This is a genomic window from Pseudomonas carassii (assembly GCF_036324045.1).
GTDB lineage: Bacteria > Pseudomonadota > Gammaproteobacteria > Pseudomonadales > Pseudomonadaceae > Aquipseudomonas > Aquipseudomonas peradeniyensis.
In genome coordinates, this window is record NZ_JAZDCT010000012.1 from 71,201 (window position 1) to 95,365 (window position 24,165).

General features: G+C 65.6%; 27 protein-coding genes and 1 tRNA gene. 2 read left to right on the top strand and 26 right to left on the bottom strand.

From position 1 onward, the window contains the following. The first annotated feature begins 3 nt into the window (after positions 1-3). Complete coding sequence (locus V0R62_RS11285; RefSeq protein ID WP_096050255.1) at positions 4-948, top strand: HlyD family efflux transporter periplasmic adaptor subunit; 945 nt, start codon at positions 4-6, stop codon at positions 946-948. Between the two features lie 38 nt (positions 949-986). Continuing rightward, the gene (locus tag V0R62_RS11290) at positions 987-1,913 is read left to right on the top strand and encodes a LysR substrate-binding domain-containing protein (protein WP_330103825.1); all 927 of its coding nucleotides are present in this window, start codon (positions 987-989) and stop codon (positions 1,911-1,913) included. On the opposite strand, the gene V0R62_RS11295 is transcribed toward V0R62_RS11290, so the two are convergent. The 26 genes from V0R62_RS11295 to V0R62_RS11415 form a co-directional block, all read right to left on the bottom strand. Further along, positions 1,891-3,060 (bottom strand): MFS transporter, encoded by a 1,170-nt coding sequence (locus tag V0R62_RS11295; RefSeq protein ID WP_186735437.1) that lies wholly within the window; start codon positions 3,058-3,060, stop codon positions 1,891-1,893. The two genes, V0R62_RS11290 and V0R62_RS11295, sit on opposite strands and share 23 nt — an antisense overlap. Before the next feature lie 258 nt (positions 3,061-3,318). Continuing rightward, positions 3,319-3,615: a cupin domain-containing protein gene (locus tag V0R62_RS11300; protein WP_028691151.1), complete on the bottom strand. Its 297-nt coding sequence runs from the start codon at positions 3,613-3,615 to the stop codon at positions 3,319-3,321. Positions 3,616-3,813: 198 nt separating this feature from the next. Beyond that, positions 3,814-4,785 carry a hypothetical protein gene (locus tag V0R62_RS11305; protein WP_330103779.1) on the bottom strand — a complete coding sequence of 324 codons (972 nt, stop codon included), beginning with the start codon at positions 4,783-4,785 and terminating at the stop codon, positions 3,814-3,816. Beyond that, positions 4,758-5,462: a hypothetical protein gene (locus V0R62_RS11310; protein ID WP_330103780.1), complete on the bottom strand. Its 705-nt coding sequence runs from the start codon at positions 5,460-5,462 to the stop codon at positions 4,758-4,760. The genes V0R62_RS11305 and V0R62_RS11310 overlap by 28 nt, the downstream gene beginning before the upstream one ends. Continuing rightward, on the bottom strand, positions 5,459-5,998 hold the full coding sequence (locus V0R62_RS11315; RefSeq protein WP_330103781.1) for a baseplate complex protein: 540 nt from the start codon (positions 5,996-5,998) through the stop codon (positions 5,459-5,461). The genes V0R62_RS11310 and V0R62_RS11315 overlap by 4 nt, the downstream gene beginning before the upstream one ends. Then, positions 5,995-6,918, bottom strand: a complete 924-nt coding sequence (locus V0R62_RS11320) for a hypothetical protein (protein ID WP_330103782.1) — start codon at positions 6,916-6,918, stop codon at positions 5,995-5,997. The genes V0R62_RS11315 and V0R62_RS11320 overlap by 4 nt, the downstream gene beginning before the upstream one ends. Then, positions 6,915-7,625 (bottom strand): DUF4376 domain-containing protein, encoded by a 711-nt coding sequence (locus tag V0R62_RS11325; protein WP_330103783.1) that lies wholly within the window; start codon positions 7,623-7,625, stop codon positions 6,915-6,917. Before V0R62_RS11325 ends, V0R62_RS11320 begins: the two co-directional genes overlap by 4 nt. Before the next feature lie 8 nt (positions 7,626-7,633). Next, a complete protein-coding gene (locus V0R62_RS11330; protein ID WP_330103784.1) occupies positions 7,634-9,682 on the bottom strand; it encodes a phage tail-collar fiber domain-containing protein in 2,049 nt (682 codons plus the stop codon). A 9-nt stretch (positions 9,683-9,691) separates the two neighbouring features. Then, the gene (locus tag V0R62_RS11335) at positions 9,692-10,216 is read right to left on the bottom strand and encodes a phage tail protein (RefSeq protein WP_330103785.1); all 525 of its coding nucleotides are present in this window, start codon (positions 10,214-10,216) and stop codon (positions 9,692-9,694) included. Continuing rightward, positions 10,213-11,385, bottom strand: coding sequence for a baseplate J/gp47 family protein (locus V0R62_RS11340; RefSeq protein ID WP_330103786.1), 1,173 nt, complete (start codon positions 11,383-11,385; stop codon positions 10,213-10,215). The genes V0R62_RS11335 and V0R62_RS11340 overlap by 4 nt, the downstream gene beginning before the upstream one ends. Beyond that, entirely contained in the window at positions 11,382-11,699 is a 318-nt protein-coding gene (locus V0R62_RS11345) for a DUF2590 family protein (RefSeq protein ID WP_088852557.1), read from the bottom strand. The genes V0R62_RS11340 and V0R62_RS11345 overlap by 4 nt, the downstream gene beginning before the upstream one ends. Beyond that, a complete protein-coding gene (locus V0R62_RS11350; RefSeq protein WP_330103787.1) occupies positions 11,699-13,813 on the bottom strand; it encodes a phage tail tape measure protein in 2,115 nt (704 codons plus the stop codon). Before V0R62_RS11350 ends, V0R62_RS11345 begins: the two co-directional genes overlap by 1 nt. Positions 13,814-13,819: 6 nt before the next feature. Next, the gene (locus V0R62_RS26805) at positions 13,820-13,966 is read right to left on the bottom strand and encodes a DUF6890 family protein (RefSeq protein WP_408005667.1); all 147 of its coding nucleotides are present in this window, start codon (positions 13,964-13,966) and stop codon (positions 13,820-13,822) included. A gap of 20 nt (positions 13,967-13,986) precedes the next feature. Next, positions 13,987-14,274: a putative phage tail assembly chaperone gene (locus V0R62_RS11355; RefSeq protein WP_050703720.1), complete on the bottom strand. Its 288-nt coding sequence runs from the start codon at positions 14,272-14,274 to the stop codon at positions 13,987-13,989. Between the two features lie 55 nt (positions 14,275-14,329). Further along, positions 14,330-14,536, bottom strand: a complete 207-nt coding sequence (locus V0R62_RS11360; RefSeq protein WP_330103788.1) for a TraR/DksA family transcriptional regulator — start codon at positions 14,534-14,536, stop codon at positions 14,330-14,332. Next, complete coding sequence (locus tag V0R62_RS11365; protein WP_186714152.1) at positions 14,536-14,985, bottom strand: phage protein; 450 nt, start codon at positions 14,983-14,985, stop codon at positions 14,536-14,538. Before V0R62_RS11365 ends, V0R62_RS11360 begins: the two co-directional genes overlap by 1 nt. A 3-nt stretch (positions 14,986-14,988) precedes the next feature. Continuing rightward, entirely contained in the window at positions 14,989-16,104 is a 1,116-nt protein-coding gene (locus tag V0R62_RS11370; protein ID WP_330103789.1) for a DUF2586 domain-containing protein, read from the bottom strand. Between the two features lie 92 nt (positions 16,105-16,196). Then, positions 16,197-16,661 (bottom strand): phage tail protein, encoded by a 465-nt coding sequence (locus V0R62_RS11375; protein WP_280081268.1) that lies wholly within the window; start codon positions 16,659-16,661, stop codon positions 16,197-16,199. Positions 16,662-17,165: 504 nt separating this feature from the next. After that, positions 17,166-18,266, bottom strand: coding sequence for a redox-regulated ATPase YchF (ychF, locus tag V0R62_RS11380; RefSeq protein ID WP_028691150.1), 1,101 nt, complete (start codon positions 18,264-18,266; stop codon positions 17,166-17,168). Between the two features lie 23 nt (positions 18,267-18,289). Further along, the gene (gene pth, locus V0R62_RS11385) at positions 18,290-18,874 is read right to left on the bottom strand and encodes an aminoacyl-tRNA hydrolase (protein WP_023629555.1); all 585 of its coding nucleotides are present in this window, start codon (positions 18,872-18,874) and stop codon (positions 18,290-18,292) included. A gap of 79 nt (positions 18,875-18,953) precedes the next feature. Further along, positions 18,954-19,550 (bottom strand): 50S ribosomal protein L25/general stress protein Ctc, encoded by a 597-nt coding sequence (locus V0R62_RS11390; protein ID WP_011532196.1) that lies wholly within the window; start codon positions 19,548-19,550, stop codon positions 18,954-18,956. A 123-nt stretch (positions 19,551-19,673) separates the two neighbouring features. Continuing rightward, the gene (locus V0R62_RS11395; RefSeq protein ID WP_016391678.1) at positions 19,674-20,615 is read right to left on the bottom strand and encodes a ribose-phosphate pyrophosphokinase; all 942 of its coding nucleotides are present in this window, start codon (positions 20,613-20,615) and stop codon (positions 19,674-19,676) included. Positions 20,616-20,660: 45 nt separating this feature from the next. Further along, a tRNA-Gln gene (locus V0R62_RS11400) sits at positions 20,661-20,735 on the bottom strand. A 20-nt stretch (positions 20,736-20,755) separates the two neighbouring features. Beyond that, positions 20,756-21,616: a 4-(cytidine 5'-diphospho)-2-C-methyl-D-erythritol kinase gene (gene ispE, locus V0R62_RS11405; RefSeq protein ID WP_330103790.1), complete on the bottom strand. Its 861-nt coding sequence runs from the start codon at positions 21,614-21,616 to the stop codon at positions 20,756-20,758. 4 nt (positions 21,617-21,620) lie between these two features. Next, positions 21,621-22,238, bottom strand: a complete 618-nt coding sequence (gene lolB, locus V0R62_RS11410) for a lipoprotein insertase outer membrane protein LolB (RefSeq protein ID WP_330103791.1) — start codon at positions 22,236-22,238, stop codon at positions 21,621-21,623. A gap of 3 nt (positions 22,239-22,241) precedes the next feature. After that, entirely contained in the window at positions 22,242-23,963 is a 1,722-nt protein-coding gene (locus V0R62_RS11415; protein WP_330103792.1) for a tetratricopeptide repeat protein, read from the bottom strand. Positions 23,964-24,165: the final 202 nt, after the last annotated feature.

Genomic DNA, 24,165 nt, shown 5'->3' on the forward strand with positions numbered 1-24,165 from the left:
TCGATCAAGCCGCTGTTGTCGCGCAGCCTGACCCTGGTCATGCTGGCCGTTGCCATCGTGCTGGGCTGGCTGGCCTGGACGCACTATACCCAGGCGCCCTGGACCCGCGACGCGCGGGTGCGGGCCGATGTGGTCACCCTGGCGGCGGAGGTCAGCGGCCGAATCGTCGCCCTGCCGGTGCGGGACAATCAGTTCGTGCACAAGGGCGACCTGCTGTTGCGCATCGACCCGGCGCGCTATGAGCTGGCCGTGCTGCATGCGCGGCGCGCGGTCGAGGTGGCACGGGCAGCCCTGGGGCAGTCGCAGGCGAACATCGTCGCCAACCAGGCGTTGCTCAAGCAGCGGCGCAGCGAGGAACAGCGCCGTGGCAAGTTGCAGTCACTGTCGGCCATTTCCGCCGAGGAGTGGGAAAAGTCCAAGACTGATGTGGCTGTGGCCCAGGCCGACCTGCTGCGCGAGCAGTCCAGCCTCGGCCTGGCGCAAGCCAATGTGCAACTGGCCGAAGCCACGCTGGAACAGGCGCAACTTGACCTGCAGCGCACTGAGGTGCTGGCGCCGGTCAATGGTCATGTCACCAACCTGCTGACCCGTCAGGGCGACTTCGCGCAACCGGGCGCCGCGTTGCTGGCGTTGGTGGACAGCGATTCGTTCCATGTCAGTGGCTACTTCGAGGAGACCAAGCTGCCGCGCATCGCCGTCGGCAGCCGGGCGCGCATCGTGCTGATGAATGGCCAGGCATTGCAGGGCACGGTGGAGAGCATCGCCTACGCCATCACCGACCGTGAGAACCAGCCGGGCAACCGCCTGCTGGCCAACGTCAACCCGAACTACACCTGGGTCAAGCTGGCCCAGCGCGTGCCGGTACGCTTGCGCCTGGAACCGCAGGATGCCGAGGCGCCTGCTTTGCGGGCCGGGACCACCGCCACTGTGACGATCCTCGAAGAATGACGGATGATGCAGCAGTGAGCCGTGGACGAGTGTTGCCGATGTTCGACCTGAACGACCTTTATCTCTATGCCAAGGTGGTGGAGCACGGCGGCTTCGCGCCCGCCGGGCGCATCCTTGGCCTGCCCAAGTCACGCCTCAGCCGGCGCGTGGCCAAGCTCGAGGAGCGCCTGGGTGTGCGCCTGATCCAGCGCTCCACACGGCAGTTCCAGGTCACCGAGGTGGGGCTGGAGTATTACCGCCATTGCCTGGGCATGCTCGAGCAGGCTGTCGCCGCCGAGGATGCGGTCGAACGCAACCGCGCCGAGCCCCGCGGCATCGTGCGCCTGGCCAGCAGCACCGCGTTGCTCGATTCGCGCCTGGCGCCGATGCTGGCGCGCTTCATGGCGCAATGCCCGGTGGTCGAGCTGCTGGTCAAGAGCTACAACCGCCGGGTGGATGTGATCGGCGAGGGCTTTGACCTGGTGCTCAGCGTGCAGCACCAGCCACTGGAAAGCAGCGAGCTGGTGATGCGTCGCCTGGCCCCGAGCCGGCAGTGCCTGGTGGCCGCGCCGGGCCTGTTGGCCGAACACGGGCGCCCGCTGTCGCCGGAAGGGCTCCAGGTTCTGCCGAGCTTGAACTGGGGCGCCAATGTGCAGGACGCCTCCTGGATGCTGGTCGGGCCCGCGGGCGCCGAGGCTGCCGTGCGCCATCGCCCCCGTGTGGTGTCGGACGACCTCGCCGTGCTGCGCGAGGCCGCCCTGGCCGGGGTGGGCGCGGTGCTGTTGCCCGAGGAGGCGGTGCGCGAGGACCTGGCCGCCGGGCGATTGGTGCATGTCCTCGACGACTGGGCGCCACGGGAAGGGGAGGTGGTGGCGTTGTTCCCTTCCCGACGCGGGTTGATGCCCGCAGTGCGCAAGCTGATCGACTACCTGGCCGATGCCTTCGAGCAGGAGCAGCAGGCCGCTACGCCGGTTCGCGCTCGCTGAAACCAGGCTCTGCGGGTGGGCGGGCCGACCAGAACGCCAGGCCTGCCGCCAACGCGGTCAGCGCGGCGCCGGCCCAGGGGGTGGCCGCCAGCGTCGCCCCGGTGATCACCACGCCGCCGATGGCCGAACCCAGCCCGACACCGAGGTGCATGGCCGACATGTTCAGGCTCATGCCGGCCGGGAAGGTGTCCGGGCCACGGGTCGCCAGGTAGCTCTGTACCACGGGCGAGGTAGTCCAGCTGAGCCCGCCCCAGAGCATCATCGCCGGCAGGAACAGCCAGGGCGTGCCGACGCTCAGGGGCAGTACCAGCAAACTGGCGAGATAGAGCAGTGGCGCCAGCGCGATGGAGCGACCTGCGCCGAGCCGGTCCGCCATCCAGCCGCCGACATAGCCGCCCGAGACGCCGGCGATTCCGAAGGCGGCGAACAGGGCGGCCAGCCATTGCACGGGGATGTCGGCGACCTGCCGGGCATAAGGCGCCAGGTAGGCGAACACCGTGAAGTGTCCGGCGATCATCAACAGCGACACGCCCTGGGCGGCCACCAGGCGGCTGTCGCGCAGATGGCGCAGGTAGCTGCCCAGGGCAATGCGTTCGCTGCTCTGCAGTTGCGGCAGTCCGCGCCAGGCCATCAGCAGCACCGCGATCGCCAGCAGGCTCAGGCCAGTGAACACCCCGCGCCAGCCCAGCACGTCGCATAGCAGCATTCCGGCGGGCACGCCCAGCACGAGTGAACTGCAGATGCCCATGAAGATCACGCCGATGGCACGGCCACGCAGGGCCTCGGGCACCAGGCGCGTGGCCATCAGGGTGCAGGTCAGGCAGGTGAGGGCGCTGGTCGTGGCCATGCCGATGCGGGCGAGCAGCAGCGCGGTATAGCCCGGCGCGAGGGCCGCGGCGAGGTTGCACAAGGCGAACAGGGCCAGGGTGATGCAGAGCAGTCGGCGCAACGGGAAACGGGTGGTCAGCAGGGGAGAGAAGGGGGCGGCGAGGGCGAAGCTCAGGGAGAAGACCGTGGTCAGTTGCCCGGCGATCCCGAGCGGGACCTGCAGGCCATCGGCCAGGGCCGGCAGGATGCCGACCGTGATGTTTTCCGCCATGCCCGTGGCGAATGTCGCCAGGGCCAGCAGCCAGATACGCGGGCTCATGTGTTGCCTCCGATAAACGGGCCGGCCAAGGTCTGGACCCATTTGTCCCGACGGTTGACCGGCAGTGGTCAGGTCCATCGGGTTTCGAGGCAGTGCTTCGGTTATCCCGGTTCACGCAGATTTGTAGGAGCGGCCTTGTGCCGCGAAAGGGCTGCGTAGCAGCCCCGGCAGATGCAGCGACGATGCTGCAACCCTGGGGCCGCCTTGCGGCCCTTTCGCGGCACAAGGCCGCTTCTACAGGGCCTGCGTGAGGCCATGTTATTTCAACTCGGTCTCGATGAATACAATCTCGTGATCGCTGGCATTGACCACGTTGTGTTCCACGCCGGCCTTGCGGAAGTAGCTCTGGCCTGCCACCAGGGGCGCGTGTTTGTCACCCTCCGGGGTTTCCAGCAACAAGGTGCCGTCGGTCATTGGCACCACCACGTAATCGAGGCCGTGGCGATGCTGGCCGGTCTCGGCGCCGGGGGCGAAGCGCCATTCGGTGACGATCACTTCGTCGGTATTCACCTGCACGGTGGGGACTGCCTTGGGGCGTTGAGTCTGCTGCGTCATGGGGTAGGCCTGTTCACGGAAAAGCGTCCAGCCTGGGCTGCTTGCGCGGTGGGTTAAATCCAAGTCTGCTGGCAGTCAGTCGTGCGCACACTCAACTTTTTCCGCCCCAAACGCAACGCGGGGCCAGCCCGCTCCCACAGGCTCAAGGCTGAACCTGTGGGAGCGGGCTGGCCCCGCGAATACGAAATGCCCTGAAGATCACAGCGTGATCGGCTTCAACTTGAGCCCCATGGCCTGGGCCCGCACCGCCGCGCCGCTGAAGGCCGCCGCATTGCCTGGTGGTGGCGTGGGCCCGTGCACGTGCCCGGCCAGTTCGGTGTTCATCTCCTGGACCAGATCGAGCAAGTCGCAGAGCACCTGCAGCACGTTCACCGCTTCGGAGCCCAGCCAGGTCTTCGGCGCCTGCAGGCGCTGGCTGATCTTCACCACGCTGTGGCGCAGGCCCTCGATCCGCTCCTGGACGTCGCCGCCAATCGCCGCGTTGAGCTTCTGCCCCACCGCCAGGTTCAGGTCGCGTCCGGTGGCCTGGTGCAGGTCGTCGAGGGCGGCCAGGCTGGCGGAGCCGCCGGACAGCAGCTTGAGCGCGCCGAGTGCCTCGATCTTCTTGACCCCGCCGACGGTCTCGGTGGAGTGGTCGTCCACCGTCCGGGCATGGCTCTGGAACTGCTCGGTGTTGGCCAGCGCCTCGACTTCACGTTCGATCGCCTTGTCGCGGATCCGGCCATCGGTCTGGCGCAGCCAGTTGCCGTCGGCGTCGGCGCGCTGCTGGCAGGCCTCGCTGTGCTGCCACACCAGGTCGCCCTTCGGCACCTTGGGCAGGCTCAGCCCGTGGGGCAGGATCTGCTGGATGAACGGCTTGTGCGGCAGCCCGTAGGCGAACGACAGCACCACGGTGGTGCCCTCCTCGGGGAAGCCGAACATGCCGCGCTCCTGGCCGCCCATGGGTGCCGGCAGCGGCAGGCTGGTGAACACAGGCAACGCCGGGTCGGGCTCGCCGTCCGGCAGCAGTACCTGGACATCGACGCCGAAGCGCGGGCGGAAATCGTCGCACAGCCCAGGCGCCTCCGGCGCATCGGGCACCGCGACCACGCGGCCGAAGCGCGGCAGGTGATAGCCGCCGGTGATTTCGGGGAACTGGCGCGCTACGGCGCGGCGGATTGCGTCTTCCATCGTATGGCCATCTGGCTGTCGGCCAGCGCGACATGGGTCACGCGCTCGCCGTGGTTGATCGGTGCGCCCGGACGCAGCCCCGGCAGGGCCGCAATGCTGGCGCTCTGGTTGCCCTGGTAGTTGTCGAACAGCTCCATGGGCAGTTGCAGCGCGGGGCGCGCGCCGAAGTAGCTGTCGGCCCAACTGCCCACGTACACCTCGCCGTTGCCCTGCTGCTGCCAGATGAAGTCGGGAATGTCGAAGACTTGGGCCAGGCTTTCCATGGCCTGGAAGCCGGCGGCCAGGCTGTAGAAGAACGGCGCGCGCACCGACGCGTAGGGCCGCTCGGGCACGCGAAAGCGCAGGCCGGTCTGCTGGCCGACCTGATCGAGCACGCCGCGCAAGTCGACGTGGCGCAGGTTCATCGGCAACGGTCTGGCCAAGATCGCCGCCAGTTCCCGGCAGAACAGCAATTGCTGCCTGGCATTGGCGCTGGTGCAGCGCTCGACGTAGCCGATGAAATGCCGCTGCAGCGGGCTGTCGTTGTAGCCGATGTCGAGGGTGACCAAGCCCTTGAGGGGCGCCTCGGCCTGGACGATGAAGGTCGCCCGCCCCGGGTTGCGCAGTTCCAGGCGCACGTCCGCCCTGACCAGCTCGTATCGCTCGCCGCCGACATTGAGTACCTGATGCAGCTTCATGACTTCTCTCCCAGCCAGTCATCCACTTTTTTCAGCAGGCGCTCGAAGCTGGTCAGCTCCGGGTCCTTCTCCTCTTCCTCCTCTTTCGCGCCCACCGCCGCCCCCGGAGCGGCCTGGGCCTTGACGCGTTTTTTGGCGCGGCGCTTCTCGACCTTTTCCGGGTTGGAGGTCTTTTCGGCCAGGCCGAACTGCACCCGCCAGCAGGCCAGCGAGTCGTCCTCCCGGGCGCTGACGCTGTCGGCGAAGCGCACCTGGCGGATGCCGAAGGCCTCGGCGGTGTCGTTGACGATGCGGTAGGTCTTGAGCTGGCCGCCGCCCTCGGTGGCTTCGGCCAGGCGCATCAGGCTGCGCAACCAGGCGCCGTTGACGTAGGGGATGGTCAGGGTGACCGTGAGGGTCTTGGGCTTGAAGCCCTTGTGCGCGGTGTCGGTGTTGCTGGTCTGGCCGGACAGGTCCTCGGCTTCGATGCGCAGGTTGCCGGTGACTTTCAGGGTCTTGCCTTCGACGGGCTGACCGTCCAACAGTAGCAGTGTCATAAACCCACCATTTCACGAACGAAGCTCAGGCCCTTGGCCGAGCCGACCAGGATCACGCCGGCGCTCATCACCCATTCATGCCCCGGGGCATCGCCTTCGAGCAGCATGCGGCGCAGTTGCGTGTTGTTGCCCGGGCCCAGCAGGCGGGTGCGTACCGAGCTGTCGGCCTGGCCGCCTTCCAGCAGCTGGCGCAGGTCGGCCAGGCGCTGGTCGCGGACCTGCTGCTGGTTGGCCTTGCGCGCCGCCAGCCCGGACAGGTCGCTCATGGGCGAGCTGTCGGCGGCGTAGCTTTCCAGCACCGCGATCTGCCCGGCCAGCGATTGCTGGGCCGCCTTCAGCACCGTGCAGCGCTCCAGCGGCAAGGCCTCCCAGCGCGGCAGGGCGGTGGCCTGGGGAATCTGCCATTTCTCGGTTTCGAGCCGGGCCAGGTGCTCCGCGCGGCGTTGCGCGCGCACCAGCTCGGGGATCGGCATCAGGGCGTTGAAGCGGCCCAGGCCGGTGGCCAGCTGATCGTGGCGGGTGCCCAGGAACAGCAGGCACAGCGCGTGCTGCTCACCCTGGGGGCTACCGTCGTCGGTGGCGTCGGTCAGCTTGTTGGCCAGTTGCTGCAACAGGTTCGGCGCGGACAGGAAACGCTGGTAGCCACGACCCTGGCCGATACCGCTCTGGAACGGCGTCACCACCAGGCACCTGGGCACTTCGCCCAGCTGTTCGGCCAGGGCCTGGCGCCCGGCCTCGATCGCGCCCTTGGCCGCGGCGCCGACCGGGCCGGGGTTGGTGCTGGCCAGTCCCTGCAGGCCGCTCAGGCGCTGGGCGGTACTGGCCAGCTCGCTGCCGGCCAGGGCCTTGGCGGCGTCGAGCTGGCCCATCCAGCGGGTCGCCTCGGTGGGCCAGCGCAAGGTGACGGGCGACCAGCTCATGCCGGCACCGTCCACTGGATGGTGCGCAGTGTGCCGAGTTGCTTATCCTGCAGCGCCTTCGCCGCGTCACGCTTGAGCTGGTCGGCGTGTTGCAGGGCCGCCTGCTTGAACAGGACCAGGTCTTTGTTCACCTGCAGCAACTGGTCGCGGGTATGGGCCAGGAACTGGCGCACGCCATCGCTGCCGGTGCAGGGGTAGGCGCTGTCCAGGCCGCTGAATACCAGGCCGGTCAGGTTGACCTGGTCTTCCAGCGAGCTGCTGTAGCGGTGCGCCTCGCCCAGGGCCGACGAATCGAAGCCGGCCTCAATGTACTGCGCGCAGCCGGTGTTGATCTCGCCCAGCTTCTGCTGGTGGAGCTTGGCCAGCACGGCGGCGGTGTCGTCCACCCATTCGCCGTTCTTCCATACCTGGTCCGGGCCGGGCTTTTTCACCGTGTAACCCGAGGGGACCGGCCCCATGCCGGTGATGGTCAGAGCCTCGGCGGTGGTGATGCTGTAGACCACCAGGCCGTCGTAGTAGTCCACCAGGGACCAGGCCTGGCCATTCCAGTGGGCGGCCTTGTGCTCGGGGATCGACGGCGGCGCCGTCTCCACGCAACCGCCGGGGATCAGGAACACGCCGGGCTCCAGCGGCGACTCGTCCGCTTCGGCGGTGCCAGTGAACAAGCCCAGTGGGGATGTCTGGTAGACCGTTTTCGTCTTTGCCATCGGGCACCTCAGTATTTGATGTAGTAGTACAGGGCCATGTTCACGGGGCGTGCTTCGCTACCGCCGGAGGGATCTACCGTGACCGGGTGAGCGTGAACGCCGTCGCCAACGATGTTCAGGGCATGGCTGTGATCGCCGGCGGCTTGGATACGGTTGGTGGCGGCCCAATTCACGCCTGCCTGGTGCATGGCCGCGCCGATCCCGGGGATATCCTGGGTGGTCGGCGTATTCACGTAGTTGAAGGCGTGGGTATGGCTACCCGCGACCGAGGTGGTGCTCCCGCCATGGGCGTGCCAGCCGGCATTGCCCGAGGATGCTGAGTGGGCGTGGTACTGGTTCTGGTTTTGCTGGACCGTGCCCGGTGTTCGTCCAAGATCCAGGCCTTTGCCGTCATCGACATCACGGATGAACAGGCCACGGGTATCTGGCAGGTTGAACGTAGTCGCCCCGTCGCCTGCTCCGAAAGAGGTGCCGATTGCCGCGAACAACGCTGCGAAGGTCGCCCGGCTGACGGCCGCGCCATTGCAGCGAAGCGTGCCCGTCGGTGCCGCATGGCTGAAAGTCTGGACGAGCGTCCCTGGCGGAACGATGGCACCGGGCGTCAGGTTTCCGGTATGGAACACCTCGACGGTAGGGGTCCATTGCCCCTGGTTGGTCGTGGCGCGGGCAAACATGCGCACTCCAGGGCCTCCCTGGCCCATCGCGATCTGAGCCGAGAACTTCTCGGAGTAGTACGGCATGTTGAGCACGCTGCAATAGTTCGCCAGCGAGGTCGCGCCGTCGGCTATTGTGTGAAAGCCGCCGGCCAATCCGATCGTGTCAACCGGGCTCAGGGAGGCGAAGTTGGTCGCTAATCCATAGTCGCCGCGTTTGACAGCATCAGTGATGCCGTACCCTTGCAGGGTGGTCGGTTTGCCGCTGGTGATCTTGCTCCAGTCAAGGTTGGGGATGTCGATCTGCAGCAGTGCCTCGCTGCCGATGACCTGGCCTTTGCCATTGATCGTGACTTTGGAGTAAGTCCCGGGCACCACGCCGATGTCCGCAAGCGTGGACTGGATCGCCACGTTCCTGGAACCGTCGAAGTCCACGCGCCCGACGACATCGCCCTGCAAGGCGATCTGACGCGCTTCGGCCAGCTGGCGCGCCTTGCCGGCGGAGGTCACACCCTCCTCGAGGTCCGCAACCGACTTGCGGCTGGCGAAGTGTTCCACCAGCGGGCCGGCGATGGGGGCGGACTTGCGTTTGTCGGCGATGCCCCCGGAGCTGGCGATGTCCGCCAGCTGGATGCAGTAGACCCAGCCGTCTGGCGTGACGTAATCCTGCTGGTCGGGCATATACACCACCTTCCAGCTGGGGATCACATCGTTCAGCTCGCGGCGCCAGGTGATATGCATCCACACCTGGGTCGCGCCTTGCGGCGGGCTCAGCGGCACGGCCTTGGGCAGTTCCAGGCGCATGCCTTCCAGGTAGGCGATGCCGGCGGCCAGTTGGTAGTTGTTACCCACCTTCTGGAACTGCAAACCGTCGCCGAAGAAGCACGCTCGCCCATACACGTCGCGGTTGCTCAGGCGCTCGCGTTCGTCGATGCCTTTCAGGCGCACGGTGAAGTCGTGCTGCCAGGTGCTGGCATCGATGGTGATGCCGGTAAGCTCCTGGGCGCCGCTGTACTCCACCAGGATGTTGCGGGTGACGTTGTTGCCGATCTGCAGCGGCGGGATGTTGCGCCGTTTCTGCTGCAGCGGCAGGTAGGCCACGGCGAACAGCACGCCCTCGGCGCTTTCCAGGCCCATCCAGTTCCAGTCGAAGTCGCCGATGTCGCTGCCCAGCATCGAGCTGTAGACGACCTGGTTGGGGTTCACATAGCCGCTGTTGCCCGCCGGAATGTCGTAGCTGTGCACGATCTGGCTGGCCGGCGGCCTGGTCGCGGCGCGGTCGACCGGCGTGTTCGGGTCGAGCCCGGGCACATTGGCGTAGATGAAACGGGTGATCTGCAGGACTTCTTTGGCCCCCTGCTTCTGGGCGATCAGGCTTTCGCCCGCGAAAGTGATTCTGGCCACGGCGGACTCCTAAAGCGTGGCGACCAGCGTCTGCTGGTCGTCGTTGAATTGAGCTGCGCCGATGCGCAGGGTCACGGGGGTGATGCTGACGAAGTCGTAGCGGCGGCAGGTCCGGCCGTACTGCTGGATCAGTACCCGCAGCAGCTCGGGGTTCTCCGACAGCTGCGAGTCGGAAAGGCGCAGCAGGACCACGTCCCAGTCGCGGCCGGCCAGGCGTTCGTCGATCTCGACATAGCCCACGCCGAGCCGGCGCAGGATGCGCTTGAGCCCTGCTGTGCTGCCGGCATCGACCGCGTTGATGAAGGCGAACTTCACCCGCAGCCGGTACAGGCGTTCCGGTTCGTCCTTGAAGCGGGTGATGTCCCGCTGCCAGGCGAGCAGGTCCAGCACGGTGAGGTGGCAGGTTTCGGCGTCCATCTGTAGCAGCGGCCAGCGCAGCCACTCGGTCACCCTGGCCCACCAGGCCTGGGCGGCGTCCTTGAGCTTGGTCAGTTCGGGGCCGGCGAGCCAGAACGGCAGTTTCAGCGGGCTCATACCAGGTCCACCCGCAGGTTGGCGATGCGCGCGATGCTCAGCTGCGAGACGATGTCCTCGCTGGCGAAATGCAGCGACTCGATGTCGGCGAAGGCCTGGTGCAGCTCCTCGGCCAAGCGGCTGAAGGAGAACCGCGACTGTGGGTAAGTCAGCGTCGGCCGATAGTCGCTGGCCGTGCTTTCGCGAAACGCCGCACGGATGAACTGGGTGATGCCCTGCTGCAACTCTTCGCGCCGCTTCGCCGTCAGGTTCGTCCGCGGCCAGACCGTCAGCGCGATGTCGTGGCGGGTCTCGGGCATGACCATCACCAGCAGGTCGTCGCCGTGGCCGTGGTTGCCTTGGTCGCGCACATGGGCGTTGATCTGCTCCAGATACGCCTGCGCCGGCACGTCGGCGTCGAACAGCACATAGGCGTTGGCGCTGCCCGGACCACGTGGCGCATCGTGGAGGAAGTACACGCCATCGGGGCGCACCCCCGGGAAGGCGGCGATCATGGCGCGGTAGACCGCGTCGGTGTGCCACTGGTTGACCGCGCTGAACTGGTTGCGGGTGCGCAGGCGCAGTTGGTCGTCGGGTTCGGGGTCGGCTCCGGGCGAGGTCATCCAGCCGTCGTCGTTGACCACCTGGACGATCCCCTGCACCGGCTCGGGCAGGATGGCGTAGTAGCCGGGCGCCAGGTTGTAGCCGCTGCCGACCTGCTGCGCCTGGACCTTGACCGACTGTTGCAGGCGGCCGTCGGGGAACACAGCATCCTCGACCGTCACCAGCTGGTAGACGTGGCCGTTGATCGCGGCGGATTGCACCACGACGCCGGCACGCATCAGCAGCTCGCCGGCGCTGTTTTCACGGGTGAACAACAGCTGGCCCTGGGCCTTGGTCGCGCCCTTGCGCTCGACGTTCACCGCCCAGGCCAGGCTGTCCAGCCAGGCGCCGCTGGCCGTCTTGACGAAGAAGTTGGGCAGCACGGTGTCGCTGATGAAACCGACCAGCCACAGCACCGGCTTGGTCACCAGCGCCGTCACCACGCGCCAGAATGGCGAGTAGGCGCTGGTGTTGCTGAGCTTGCTGCCCTGGGCGGCCACTTCGGCCTCCCAGGCCTGGTGCAGGGCCGCCTCAGTGGTGGGAATGCCGGCGTCGGCCAGCACCTTGCGAAAGTCCAAGTCGCTCACAGGTATACCTCGATATCACCGAATTTCAGGGTTTTCGCCGTGACCAGGTAGCGGCCCGGATGCTCTTCCAGGACGCGCGCGGTACCCGGCAGCAGGCGCTCGTCGTCCTCCACCAGCAGCTCCAGTTGCAGGATGCAGTCGGCCTGGCGCTGGCGGCTGCGCTCGGCCACCAGGGTCACCAGCAGGCCGCTGTCGCGGATCATGTGGGCGATGTCCTGGGCGATGCTGGCCCGGTCCTCGATCAGCAGCGGTTGGTGGGAGGGGTCCAGGACCAGGTCGTTGTCGTGGATCAGCAGGTCGATGTAGTCACTCATCAGCCCACCGCCATTGCCATCATCTGTTCCAGCTCCAGCGGGTTCATGGCCTTGCTGGTGTTGATCTCCACCTTCTCGACATGCATGCGCCGGTCCTGCGTCTGGGTGGTGTTCTGGATCTGGGTCATTAGGCCTCCCTGGGGAACGCTCGTCGGGTTGGCCGGCGAGAGGTTGAGTGCGGTCTGGGTCATGCGCTGGCGCTGCTGCTCGAGTTGCTCGACCGGCGCGCTGGCCATGCTGGGGGCGACGGCGGCGGGTGCCATCGAAGCCGAGTGCGGGGCCGCTGATGGCACCTGCATCAGGGTCTTGAGCAGTGGCTGCGTGCTGCTCATGGGCAGTACGCCGATCGGCGCGACCTGGCTGGCAAGCCCTGGCACCTTGGGTGCTTCCGGCAGATCGGCGAACGAGGTCTCGATGTTGACGCCCGGGATCTTGTTCAACCACTCGATCACCAGGTCGAGCGAACTCCGGAAGATCTTGACGATGCCGTCCCAGGCGGCCTTGGCCATGCCGGTCCAGCCCCCCATGTCGGTGAACCACTTGCTCAGTGCGTCCAGCTGTGCGCTGACCCACTGGAAGGCGGCACTGTCCAGGAACGCGGCCTTGAGCTCGTCCCAGTAGGCAATGACCAGGACCACGGCAGCGACCAACGCGATGATGCCCGCGATGATGAGGATGATCGGGTTGGCCAGGAGTGCGGCGTTCACCAGCCAGAGTGCGCCTTGCCAGGCAAGGGTGGCGAGCCTCACGATCCCCATCCAGGCGTACATGGCGATCAGGCTTGTCAGGAAGATCGACAGCACCAAGGCGTGCCGGAGGAACATGAAGATGCTCTTCAAACCGGTCATGTTGAGCAGGGCCCAGGCGGCCTGTGCCCCCAGCAGGGCGATCCGGGCCAGTCCACTCAGGACTGCAAGCGCGGTCAGCGCGGCGCTGGTGCCAAGGATCGCCAGGGTGGCGATGGCGATCACCCGGGTAATGTTGGGAAACAGCTTGATCCAGCGGACCAGGGTCTGGGCGATCTCGACCAGGCGTGTCATCAGCGGTTGCAGAATGGGAATCAGCGCCTGGCCGAAGGCGATGCGCAGTCCTTTTACCGCGGCCCCGAACTGCTGCCAGGGGGCGACCATGGCCTTGGCCATCTGTTCGGCCTGTTCCAGGCCGCGTACCTGGCCGAGTTTGTCGATGCCGTTCTTCAGGCGGTCGGTGTCCTGGGCCAGGGCGCCGATGAGCTGGGCCGCCTCACCGCCGAAGGCCTCGGTGATCTTGGCGTTGGCCGCCGCACCGCGCAGGTCGCCGAACTTGCCCTGCAGCTTGGCCAGGATGTCCAGCATCGGCAGGACCTTGCCATTGGTGTCGGTGAACTTCATGCCGAGCTTGTCCGAGGCGTCCTCGATGTTCTCGAAGAAGGCCTTGTAAAGCCCGCCGGCCGCGCTGCCGTCCATGCTGCCGGACAGGCTGCCGATCACGGCCATTTGTTCGGCCAGGCCGATGCCGGCGGCGGAGGCCTGGGCGCCGGCCTCCTTGAAGCCATCCTTCATCTGTTCGCCGCTGGTGCGGAACAGCTGGACCGCCAGGGCGGTCTGCCCGCCGAGGATCTTGACCCACTGGCCCTTGCCCATGGCGTCGGCCTGCTGCTTCTGCAGGTTGTACATCGTGCCGACATACTCGGCCATCACGCCCTGGTCGGACTTGGTGGCCTTGGCCAGCACGCTGCTGGCGTAGGTGAATGTGGCCAGCTGGGAACCGGACAGCCCCTTGATCGCGCCCTCGATCTTGTACGCCGAGGCAACGAAGTCCCGGGCGTTCTCGCCATAGGCGATGGAGAACATCAGGGCTTTCTTGTTCAAGGCCTCCATGGCGTCCTCGGCCACGCCGAGCGAGCGCACATCCCCAAGGGCACGGTTCATTTCCAGGGCGGGCTCAAGGAAGGTGCCAAAGCTGCCGGCAGAGCTTTGCAGCTTCTGCGTGCCATCGCTGATCTGCTTGATGGCGGCCTGGCTTTTTTCGCTCAGATTGTTGAACCCTTGGGTCATCCTCGCCAGCGGCGCGGTGACTTTATCGGTCAGCGACAGGATGAAATCCAGCCGGCTGATTGCGTTGTTCGCGCTCATGGGATATCAGCCTCCATTGAATGCACGGGCGATGCCGTTGGCGATGGCGATTTCCATTCGCCGCCAGTGCTCGTCCTCCAGCCATTTGGCCGTGCCCAGGGTCTCGGGCGTGGTCGGCGCACCGGGCAGCCAGCGTTCGGCCAGGGCCAGCAGCTGGCCCAGGCCGTCCTCGGTCAGTCGCTCTGCGTGGCCGAGCGCTTTTTTACGGTGACTTCCACGGTCGGGGCGTACTCCTCGACCAGGGCGCCGGCCAGCTGGATAACGGTCATCGGGTTGGCCAGCAGCGGCTTGAGCTGGTCCTTGTGCTCGGGCTTCACGGCGGTGACCAGCAGGTTGTTGGCCGGAGCGACCTTGTTGGAGGGGGTCAGGGCGTTGATGTACTTGGTCATCAGCGCCGGATCGATGGCGAAGTCCAGGGACAGGTCGCCGACTTCCAGGGTGATTTCGGTGCGTTGGGTCATGGGGTACTACTCCATTGGAATATGGGAATCGAAGAGAACGTGGCGGGCGCTGTGTTCAGCGGCCGCGCTCATGAAGGTGCTGGCAGGGAACGCAGCGGCGCATGCCGCCCAGGGCGCGGCGCGCCTCGGGGATATCGCCGCCACAGTCCGCGCAGTGGGTGAGGCTGGGCCCAGTCGCCACGCGTCGGCCACGGACGGCGGCGATCGCCAGATCACGCCTGAGCTGTTCCAGGGCCTGGGCGCGGTCGAATGGGCACACCATCAGCTCAGGCCCTCGACCTCGGCGAAGGACAGGTACGGTACGCCGTTGATGTGGACGAAGTCCGGGCTGGTGACGTCGTACGGCAGCTTGTGCTTGGTCTTCTCGCCGCCCTTGGCGTCGATGTTGAGCAGGTTGGAGATCTTGAGGCGGCAGCCGAAGGCCTCGACGCGGATCTCGTCGGTGGGGGTCTTGGCGTAGAACAACTGGTCGAAGGTCCCCAGCTGACGGAAGCTGCCCGCCTTGGCGGCGGCTTCGATGATCAGGTTGAAGTTGCTGGTGTCCACCTCCAGCTCGCCGTTGGCGGTCACGTTGCCGGCGACCCAGCCGTCAGGCACGCCCTTGGTTTGCGCCACGGCGCTGTTGTCGGCGATGTCGAGGGTTGCGCTCTCAACGTGGATCTTCAGGTCGCCCACGTTGATGTCGAAATTCAAGCCACTGATCTTGGCCATGGGTTACTCCTGGTTGTCCTGGGAAAGGTCCAGCGCGATGTTCGCGGTGATGTCCTTGGGGCAGTTGTGCGGGCGGATGCGGATGAACACTTCCACCTGGGTGTGGCTTTTCCAGACGATGACCAGGTCGCCGTCGCGCGGCGGCTGGATTTCGCCGGGGAACACTTCGCCGGCGAACTTCACCGCCTTGGCCATCCGCCGCAGCGGCGCCATCAGCGCGCTGGTGTTGGCGGCCATGCTGGCGGGGCTGTTGTTCAGGCGGCGGTCGCCGATGCGGCGGATCAGCAGCGGGCGGACCTGGCGGGCGGCCTTGTCGGCCAGGCGCAGGTATTCCAGGACCTGGAAGTCGCTGGCGGCGGTGTCGAGCATGTTGGCATCGCCCCAGTACACGCCCTCGTAGTCCGGGTAGGTCTGCGAGACGGAGAAACGTGCCTTGTCCAGCTCGCTGCGCACCGCCGATGGCAGTGGCACGCCGTCCTTGTCCGCGGGCACCACGCCCAGGCCCAGGACAGGGCCGCTGGCGACGCGCATCGGGGTATCGGCGATGCTCCAGGCGGCATTGGCCAGGCGCCCGGCGAGCACGCCCAGGTCGTTGCCGTGCAGCTGCGGCACCACCACGACACGCGGCGCGGCGACATCGCCGGTGAGTGCCTTCTGCTCGAGCAGGTAATCCGACCAGGTCACGGTCGGCAGGATGCCGGCGGACGCGGCCAGGACGAACGAGCGCCGGCCGTAGCGGGCGTTCAGCTGTTCGGCGGCGGTGTGCATGGCCAGCAGTTCCGCACCGGCGGTCGCCGGCTTGGTGATGACGATGCCTTCCACCGAGTAGCCGTGTTGCTGGGCGTACTCCAGGGCGCTTGCCCAGTCGCCTTCGGCGCCGATCGGCGCGGCCAGGCAGGCCCAGCGGTCGCCACCGTTGGCCCGGGCGGCGATCAGTTGGGTCTTCAGGTCGCTGGCGGCCACGCCCAGCTCGTTGTCCAGATCGCTGTCCGTGTTCAGGGTCAACAGCTTGCCGACGTTCTTGGCGGCGGGGCCGATGAAGAGGAAGTAGCGTTCGATCTCGGTCACGGCACCCTGGCCGAGGTTGAGATTGTTCACGCTGATTTTACCGAGTGCCATAGGTTGCCTCGTTAGCGGGGTGATTGAAGGGGTGTGCCAGGACCTGTCGATCAGGTCGCGGGCGGGTCGGGCAATGCAGCCCGGGTAATGGGTCAGGGGAGGGGACTGGCCTGCAGGGCGATTTCGCCTTGCTCGGCGACCCACAGGTCATAGGGTTGGAATGACCAGGTCTTGCCGAAGACCTCGATCTCGCCGGCCGCGTCCTCGGTCAGGTAAAGGGGCTCGACGAACTCCAGGACCAGCGACACATCGAGCAGGTCGCTGCCCGGGACCTTCTGCTTGACGGCGAGGGTCGGCGCCGGCAGGGCGAACAGGTGACGCCCGGGGTCGTTGGTTTCCAGCCAGCTGCCGGCGAGCGCCATCAGGCGCCCGGGATGACCGCTGAAGTCGTCGAAGTCGAACAGGGCGCGGTAGCGCAGGTTGCCCATGTGCAGGCCCAGTTCGGTTTGCGTCCAGGCCAGTTGCAGGTCCAGCTGCTGGGCCCAGGCGTGCAGTTGCCCGGCAGGCACCAGCTTGCGTTCGAGCAGGTAGGTGGTGAGTGCTTTCAACTGGTTCATGGGGAGGCCTCCGTACAGGGCGAGGTGGCTGAGAAATTCATCGTTGAGTACGTGGGGGGATTGCCCGCTTCCACAGGGTTCGGAGAACCGCCGAAGTCATGCTCGGCATTCCAAAAAGCCCGCCATGCAGGCTTTTCAGTAATGCGTTGTCGAACCGCTGGCCACGACTGGTGACGCCATGCGGTTGCGCTTCGAATTGGTGACTCCGACCGCGGCCGTCTGCCCGCCGGAAAACTGATCGTGGTGCTTTACGCTGCACACCCGGGCCAGTTGCCAACCCTCTGAACAGTCGAGGCCTGTTCATCGCTGCCTGTGTAACAACCGGTTGCTGTCCGGCTCGAGATACAGATTATGCATGCATGCATATGCAGTCAATGCATTTATGGAAATATTTGGGCATGCAAATTTGCCGATATGCATGTCGGTCTTTACGGGCGCGGGTTGTAGGGCTTTTCTGTAGGCGAAAAAAAACCCGCCGCAGCGGGTTTTTTCAGGAGCGGGGTATCAGACGTTGAAGCGGAAGTGCATCACGTCACCGTCCTTGACGATGTAGTCCTTGCCTTCCAGGCGCCATTTGCCGGCTTCCTTGGCGCCGCCCTCACCCTTGAACTGGATGAAGTCGTCGTAGGCCACCACTTCGGCGCGGATGAAGCCTTTCTCGAAGTCGGTGTGGATCACGCCGGCCGCTTGTGGGGCGGTGGCGCCCACGCGCACGGTCCAGGCACGTACTTCCTGCACGCCGGCAGTGAAGTAGGTCTGCAGGTTGAGCAGCTCGTAACCGGCGCGGATCACGCGGTTCAGGCCAGGCTCTTCCAGGCCTAGGGCCTCGAGGAACATGTCCTTCTCTTCACCGTCGTCCAGCTCGGCGATCTCGGCTTCGATCTTGTTGCACACCGGCACCACCACCGCGCCTTCTTCCTCGGCAATGGCCTTGACCACGTCCAGGTGCGGGTTGTTGTCGAAGCCGTCTTCGGCAACGTTGGCGATGTACATGACCGGCTTGCTGGTCAGCAGGTGGAAGCCGCGAATCACCGCCTTGTCTTCGGCGCTCATGTTCTTCATCAGGCTGCGCGCAGGCTTGCCTTCGGTGAAGTGGGGGATGAGCTGCTCGAGGATGGCCTTCTGTGCCAGGGCTTCCTTGTCGCCGCCCTTGGCGTTGCGGGCGACCTTCTGCAGTTGCTTCTCGCAGCTGTCGAGGTCGGCGAAGATCAGCTCGAGGTCGATGATCTCGATGTCGCGCTTGGGGTCGACGCTGTTGGAGACGTGGATCACGTTCTCGTCTTCGAAGCAGCGCACCACGTGGGCGATGGCGTCGGTCTCGCGGATGTTGGCGAGGAACTTGTTGCCCAGGCCTTCACCCTTGGAGGCACCGGCGACCAGACCGGCGATGTCGACGAACTCCATGGTGGTCGGCAGGATGCGGTTCGGCTTGACGATCTCGGCCAGCGCGTTGAGGCGCGCGTCGGGCATCGGCACGATGCCGCTGTTCGGCTCGATGGTGCAGAAGGGGAAGTTCTCCGCCGCGATGCCAGACTTGGTCAGGGCGTTGAACAGGGTGGACTTGCCGACGTTGGGCAGGCCGACGATGCCGCAATTGAAACCCATGGGTATTCCCCTTTCGTAAAGTGTCAGGCCTTCTGGCTGTGCAGTTCGCGCATGGCCTTGGCGAAGTCGCCGGCCAGCACGTCGGGCATCACGCCGAGGGCAAAATCGATGCTGGCGTCGAGCTTCTCCTGCTCGGCGCGTGGCGCCCGGCCCAGGACGAAGTTGGAGACCAGTTTGGCGTCGCCCGGGTGGCCGATGCCAAGCCGCAGGCGGTGGAAGTCGTTCTGGTTGCCGAGCTGCGCGATGATGTCGCGCAGGCCGTTGTGCCCACCGTGGCCGCCGCCTCTCTTGAGCTTGGCGACGCCGGGAGGCAGGTCGAGTTCGTCGTGGGCCACCAGGATCGCTTCCGGCTTGATGCGGAAGAAATTGGCCAGAGCCGCCACGGACTGGCCGCTACGGTTCATGTAGGTGGTGGGGATCAACAGGCGAACATCGTTGCCCTGATGGCTGAATTTAGCCGTCAGGCCGAAATACTTTTTGTCAGCGGACAGCGAAACGCGCTGGGCGCTGGCGAGGCGTTCAACGAAAAGAGCCCCTGCGTTATGCCGGGTCTGTTCGTATTCGGGGCCGGGGTTACCCAGGCCGACGATCAACTGGATGGCGGTCACGTCAGGGGCTCTTCCTTGGAGTTGGTGGGTTACGGTGCGCGCGGCACTGTAACCCGATCAACGCCGGCGTGCGAGTGGATTACTCGGCAGCGCCTTCAGCAGCTTCAGCGGCAACGCGCGGGGCGTGGACGTTGGCAACAGCTTTGTCATCACCGTGGGCCAGAGCGACGAACTCTACGCCTTTCGGAGCTTTCAGGTCCGACAGGTGGATGATGGTGCCGACTTCGGCCTTGGACAGGTCGACTTCGATGAACTCAGGCAGGTCCTTGGCTTCGCAGGACACTTCGATCTCGGAAACGACGTGCGAGATCTCGCCGCCTTTCTTGATCGGGGCTTCTTCGCCGACGAAGTGAACTGGAACCTTGGCGGTCAGCTTCTGGCCAGCAACGACGCGAACGAAGTCGGCGTGCATGATGAAGCCTTTGGCTGGGTGACGCTGCATGGCCTTGACCACGACGTTCTGCTTGGCGCCGTCGACGTTCAGTTCGATCACGTGGCTGAAGGCAGCTTCGTTTTCGAACAGCTTGGCGATTTCCTTGGCCACGATGGTCAGGGATTGGGCTTCTTTATCGCCACCGTAGACAACGGCAGGGATGTTGGCGGAGTGACGCAGGCGGCGGCTCGCACCTTTCCCCAGGTCAGTACGCGCTTGGGCGTTCAGGATGAAGTCAGTCATTTTGTTTCTCCAAATTAGCCTCCCGAAAGGCGTTTGCGACCAGCGCCAGACGGGGATGGCAAAAAAGCCCCGCCCCAACAACCAGTGTTGGGGCGGGGCGCTTTTCGTCAGCGAGTGTTCCGCTTAGCGGAACATCGCGCTGATCGATTCTTCGTTGCTGATGCGGCGGACCGCTTCAGCGACAACCGGTGCGATATCCAGCTGGCGGATACGGTCACAGGCTTGAGCAGCGGCGGACAGCGGCACGGTGTTGGTCACCACCAGCTCGTCCAGTACCGACTTCTCGATGTTCTCGATCGCGCGGCCCGACAGGACAGGGTGCGTGCAGTAGGCGTAGACCTTGGCGGCACCGTGTTCTTTCAGGGCCTTGGCCGCGTGGCACAGGGTGCCGGCGGTGTCGACCATGTCGTCTACCAGGATGCAGGTGCGTCCTTCGACGTCGCCGATGATGTGCATAACCTCGGAGTGGTTAGCCTTCTCGCGGCGCTTGTCGATGATCCCGAGATCGACGCCCAGGGACTTGGCGACGGCGCGAGCACGCACCACGCCACCGATGTCCGGGGAAACGATCATCAGGTTCTCGAAACGCTGGTCCTCGATGTCGTCGACCAGTACGGGCGAGCCGTAGATGTTGTCGACGGGGATATCGAAGAAACCCTGGATCTGGTCAGCGTGCAGGTCGACGGTGAGAACACGGTCGATACCCACGACAGTGAGCATGTCAGCGACGACTTTGGCGCTGATGGCTACACGTGCCGAACGCGGACGGCGGTCCTGGCGGGCGTATCCGAAGTAGGGAATCACGGCGGTGATTCGCGACGCTGAGGAGCGGCGGAAGGCATCTGCCATCACGACCAGTTCCATCAGATTGTCGTTGGTTGGAGCACAGGTGGGCTGAATGATGAAGACGTCCTTACCGCGGACATTTTCATTGATTTCAGCACTGATTTCGCCGTCGGAGAATTTACCGACAGAAACATCACCCAGTGGAATATGCAGCTGACGTACGACACGCCGAGCCAGATCGGGGTTGGCATTCCCCGTGAAGACCATCATCTTGGACACGCGCAGTACCTGAAGGCTGAGGGTAACCTGGATGAGTATAAGAAATGGCAGGGGCGGCTGGATTCGAACCAACGCATGGCAGGATCAAAACCTGCTGCCTTACCGCTTGGCGACGCCCCTGTATCTGTTGCTGCGAATTCTTATGAACTCGACTTCTTGATCAGAACTTGCAGCTTGCGATGCAACATCGAAACATTGCTTCCTTTCGCCACAAACCCTGTTTGGGTCTCTGAAAGAAGGGCCAGAACTCTATCAGCTTCGGCTTTGCTTGGGAAGGCCCCAAACACACAACTTCCAGTGCCGGTCATTCGTGCTTCGGTGAATTTACCCAGTGAAATCAGCGCATTGCGAACTTCAGGGTACCGTTGCTCTACTACCGGTTGGCAGTCATTTCGACTGTTTCCCTCGGGAACGGGGCGCATCTTAAGGGGGAGGGAATCACGTGTCAACTCCGGATGCGAAAAAATTTCCGCTGTGCTGACAGACACTTGCGGCACCAGTACGACATACCAGGGTTCCTCGGGGTCGACCGGGGTCAGCTGCTCGCCGACACCCTGGGCGAAGGCCGCGTGGCCACGGACGAACACCGGCACATCGGCGCCGAGCGACAGGCCCAGGCTGGCCAGGCGGTCTTCGTCCCAGTCCAGTTGCCACAGGTGGGCGAGCGCCAGCAGGGTGGTGGCAGCGTCCGAGCTGCCGCCACCGATGCCGCCGCCCATGGGCAGTACCTTGTGCAGGCAGATGTCGGCGCCGAGCGGGGTGCCGGACTGAGCCTGCAGCAGGCGCGCGGCGCGGACGATCAGGTTGCTGTCGTGGGGCACGCCTTCAATTTCAGTCTGCAGGCGGATCTGACCGTCGTCGCGCAGGACGAAGCTCAGTTCGTCGCCGTGCTCGAGGAACTGGAACACGGTTTCCAGCTCGTGGTAGCCGTCGGCGCGGCGGCCGGTGATGTGCAGCCACAGGTTGAGCTTGGCCGGGGCGGGCAGGGTCAGCTTGTGCATCGGCTCAGTGCCCCAGCTGGCGTGGCTGCCAGTCCTTGACCACCAGGGTCACGTCGATGTTCTCGCCGTGCAGCTTGAGGCGCTCGGGCAGCCAGTAGCCGTTCTGCTCCACATAGCTCAGGTACTCGACCTGCCAGCCATCCTGGTGAAGGCTGGCCAGGCGGCTGTCGCCGTCGAGGGTCAGCTGGCTCTTGCTGTCCGGAGCGGGCAGGCCGCGCACCCACCAGACCAGGTGCGACACCGGCAGGCGCCAGCCCAGTTGTTCTTCCAGCAGCGCCTCGGGGTTGGCGGCCTCGTAGCGGCCCTGGTTGGCCACTTCCAGCACCACGCCGCCGGGGCGCCCGGTCAGGCGCGCCGCGCCGCGGCCCAGCGGGCCGGCCAGGCGGATGTCGTAGTAGTCCTGGCGTTGCAGCCAGAACAAGGTGCCGCTGCCGGAGTCGCGTGGGGCGCGGATGCCGACCTTGCCGTTGATCTGCCAGCCGTCGAGGTTGCCGAGCTGCTGCTTGTGCTCGCGCCACAGCTGCGGGTTGCCCTGGCCTTGCACGGCTTCCTTGCTGCCGAAGCCGGCGCAGCCGGCGAGCAGGGCGATGAGGGTGAAGGTGATGCAATGACGCAGGAACATGGTTTACAGGCTCTCGGATCCGGTCAGGCGCAGCAGGGTCTTGCGCAGGATAGGGCTGTCGGCCTGGGCTTCGAAGCCCTTGGCCCAGACTTGGCGGGCTTCGCGGCGTTTGCCGTTGGCCCAGAGGACTTCGCCCAGGTGGGCGGCGACTTCATGGTCGGGGAAGCGCTCGAAGGCCAGGCGCAGCTGGCGTTCGGCTTCCTCGAGGTTGCCCATGCGATAGGCCACCCAGCCCAGGCTGTCGAGCACCGCCGGGTCGTCCGGGGTGAGCTGGTGGGCCTTGTCGATCAGCGCCTTGGCCTCGCTGTAGCGGGTGGTGCGATCGGCCAGGGTATAGCCCAGGGCGTTGAGGGCCATGGCGTTTTCCGGCTCGCGGGCAAGGATGGCGCGCAGGTCTTTCTCCATCTGCGCCAGGTCGTTGCGTTTTTCGGCGAGCATGGCGCGGGTGTAGAGCAGGTTGAGGTCGTCCGGGTAGCGCTTGATCGCTTGCTCCAGCACTTGACCGGCCTGGGCCTCCTTGCCGTTGTTGCCCAGGCTTTCGGCTTCGATCAGGTACAGCTGGATGGCGTAGTCCGGCTGGGCCTCGCGGGCTTCGGCGAGTATCCGCGAGGCTTCGACGCTGCGGCCGTTGGCGATGAGGATATCGGCCTGGCGCAGTTGTGCCGGCAGGTAGTCCGGGCCGGGGCCGACCAGGGCGTATTCGCGCAGGGCGGCGGCCGGCTGGCTGCGCTCTTCGCGGATGCGGCCCAGGTTGAGGTGGGCGGCGTCGACGTTGGCGTCACGTTCGACCAGTTCCTGCAGGTAGCCCTCGGCTTCGTCCCAGTGCTTGGTTTCGAGGCACACCAGGGCCAGCGAGTAGCGGATCTCGTCGTCTTCGGGGTACTGCTGCAGCAGGCTTTCGAATTCGGCCTTGGCGTCATCGATACGGTCCTGCTCGACCAGGGTGCGGGCGTAGGTCAGGCGCAGGCGCTTGTCCTCGGGGTTGTCGCGGATCGCCCCACGCAGCAGTGGCAGGGCCTCGGGGCCACGGTCCATGGCTTGCAGCAGGCGGGCGCGCAGCAGTACCGGGGCGATTTCGCCGTTCTTCGGCGGATGGGCCTCGAGCAGGTCGAGGGCCTGTTGCGGCTTGTCGTCCTGGTTCAGCAGCAGGGCCTTGCCGAATACCAGCTGGCCGTTGTCGGGGTATTTCACCAGCAGGCGGTCGAAGCTCTGCATCAAGCCGTCACGGGTGCTCTGGTCGGTCTCGGCGGCCGCCAGGGCAAGGAAGTCGAAGTGGGTGTCGCCCTGGCCCTGCAGCACCTTTTCCATGTAGGTCATGGAATCGTCGTAGCGTCCGGCACGGGCCAGCTGGATGGCCGCGGCGCGCTGGGCGTCGAGGTTTTGCGGGTCGTTGCGGGCCCAGATCAGCGCGGTGTCCAGGGCCGGTTCGTCGGCGCCCAGGTACTCGGCGATGCGATAGGCGCGCTCGGAAACGGCCGGATCCTGGGTCTTTTCGGCCTGGTCGACGTAGTTGGCCAGGGCGATGTCGAAGCGGTTGCGCTGGCCGGCCAGCTCCGCCACCAGCAGGCTGTACAGGGTGTCCTGCTTGAACGATCCGTACACCACGGGCTTTTCCGCGCTCTTGCCGGCTTCGACGGCGGGCGACTGAACGTCCGTCTTCGGGGCCAGGCTTTGGCAGCCTTGAAGCAGGGCGAGGGCAAGCAGCAATGCGTAGGATTTGTTCATAGAGGCTTATAAAGAGGCTAAACCGGCGGTCGGAGCATGATGACACAAGCGCGAGGGCAAACCCACCTGCGAAGGTCGTGGTGTGAAGCGCTGCTTCGGAGTATAGGGACAATGAGCCGGAGCGGTGGTTCGCAACCACTCACGGCATCCTGCCCTTGCCCTTGCCCTTGCCCTTGCCCTTGCCCTTGCCCTTGTTTTTGCT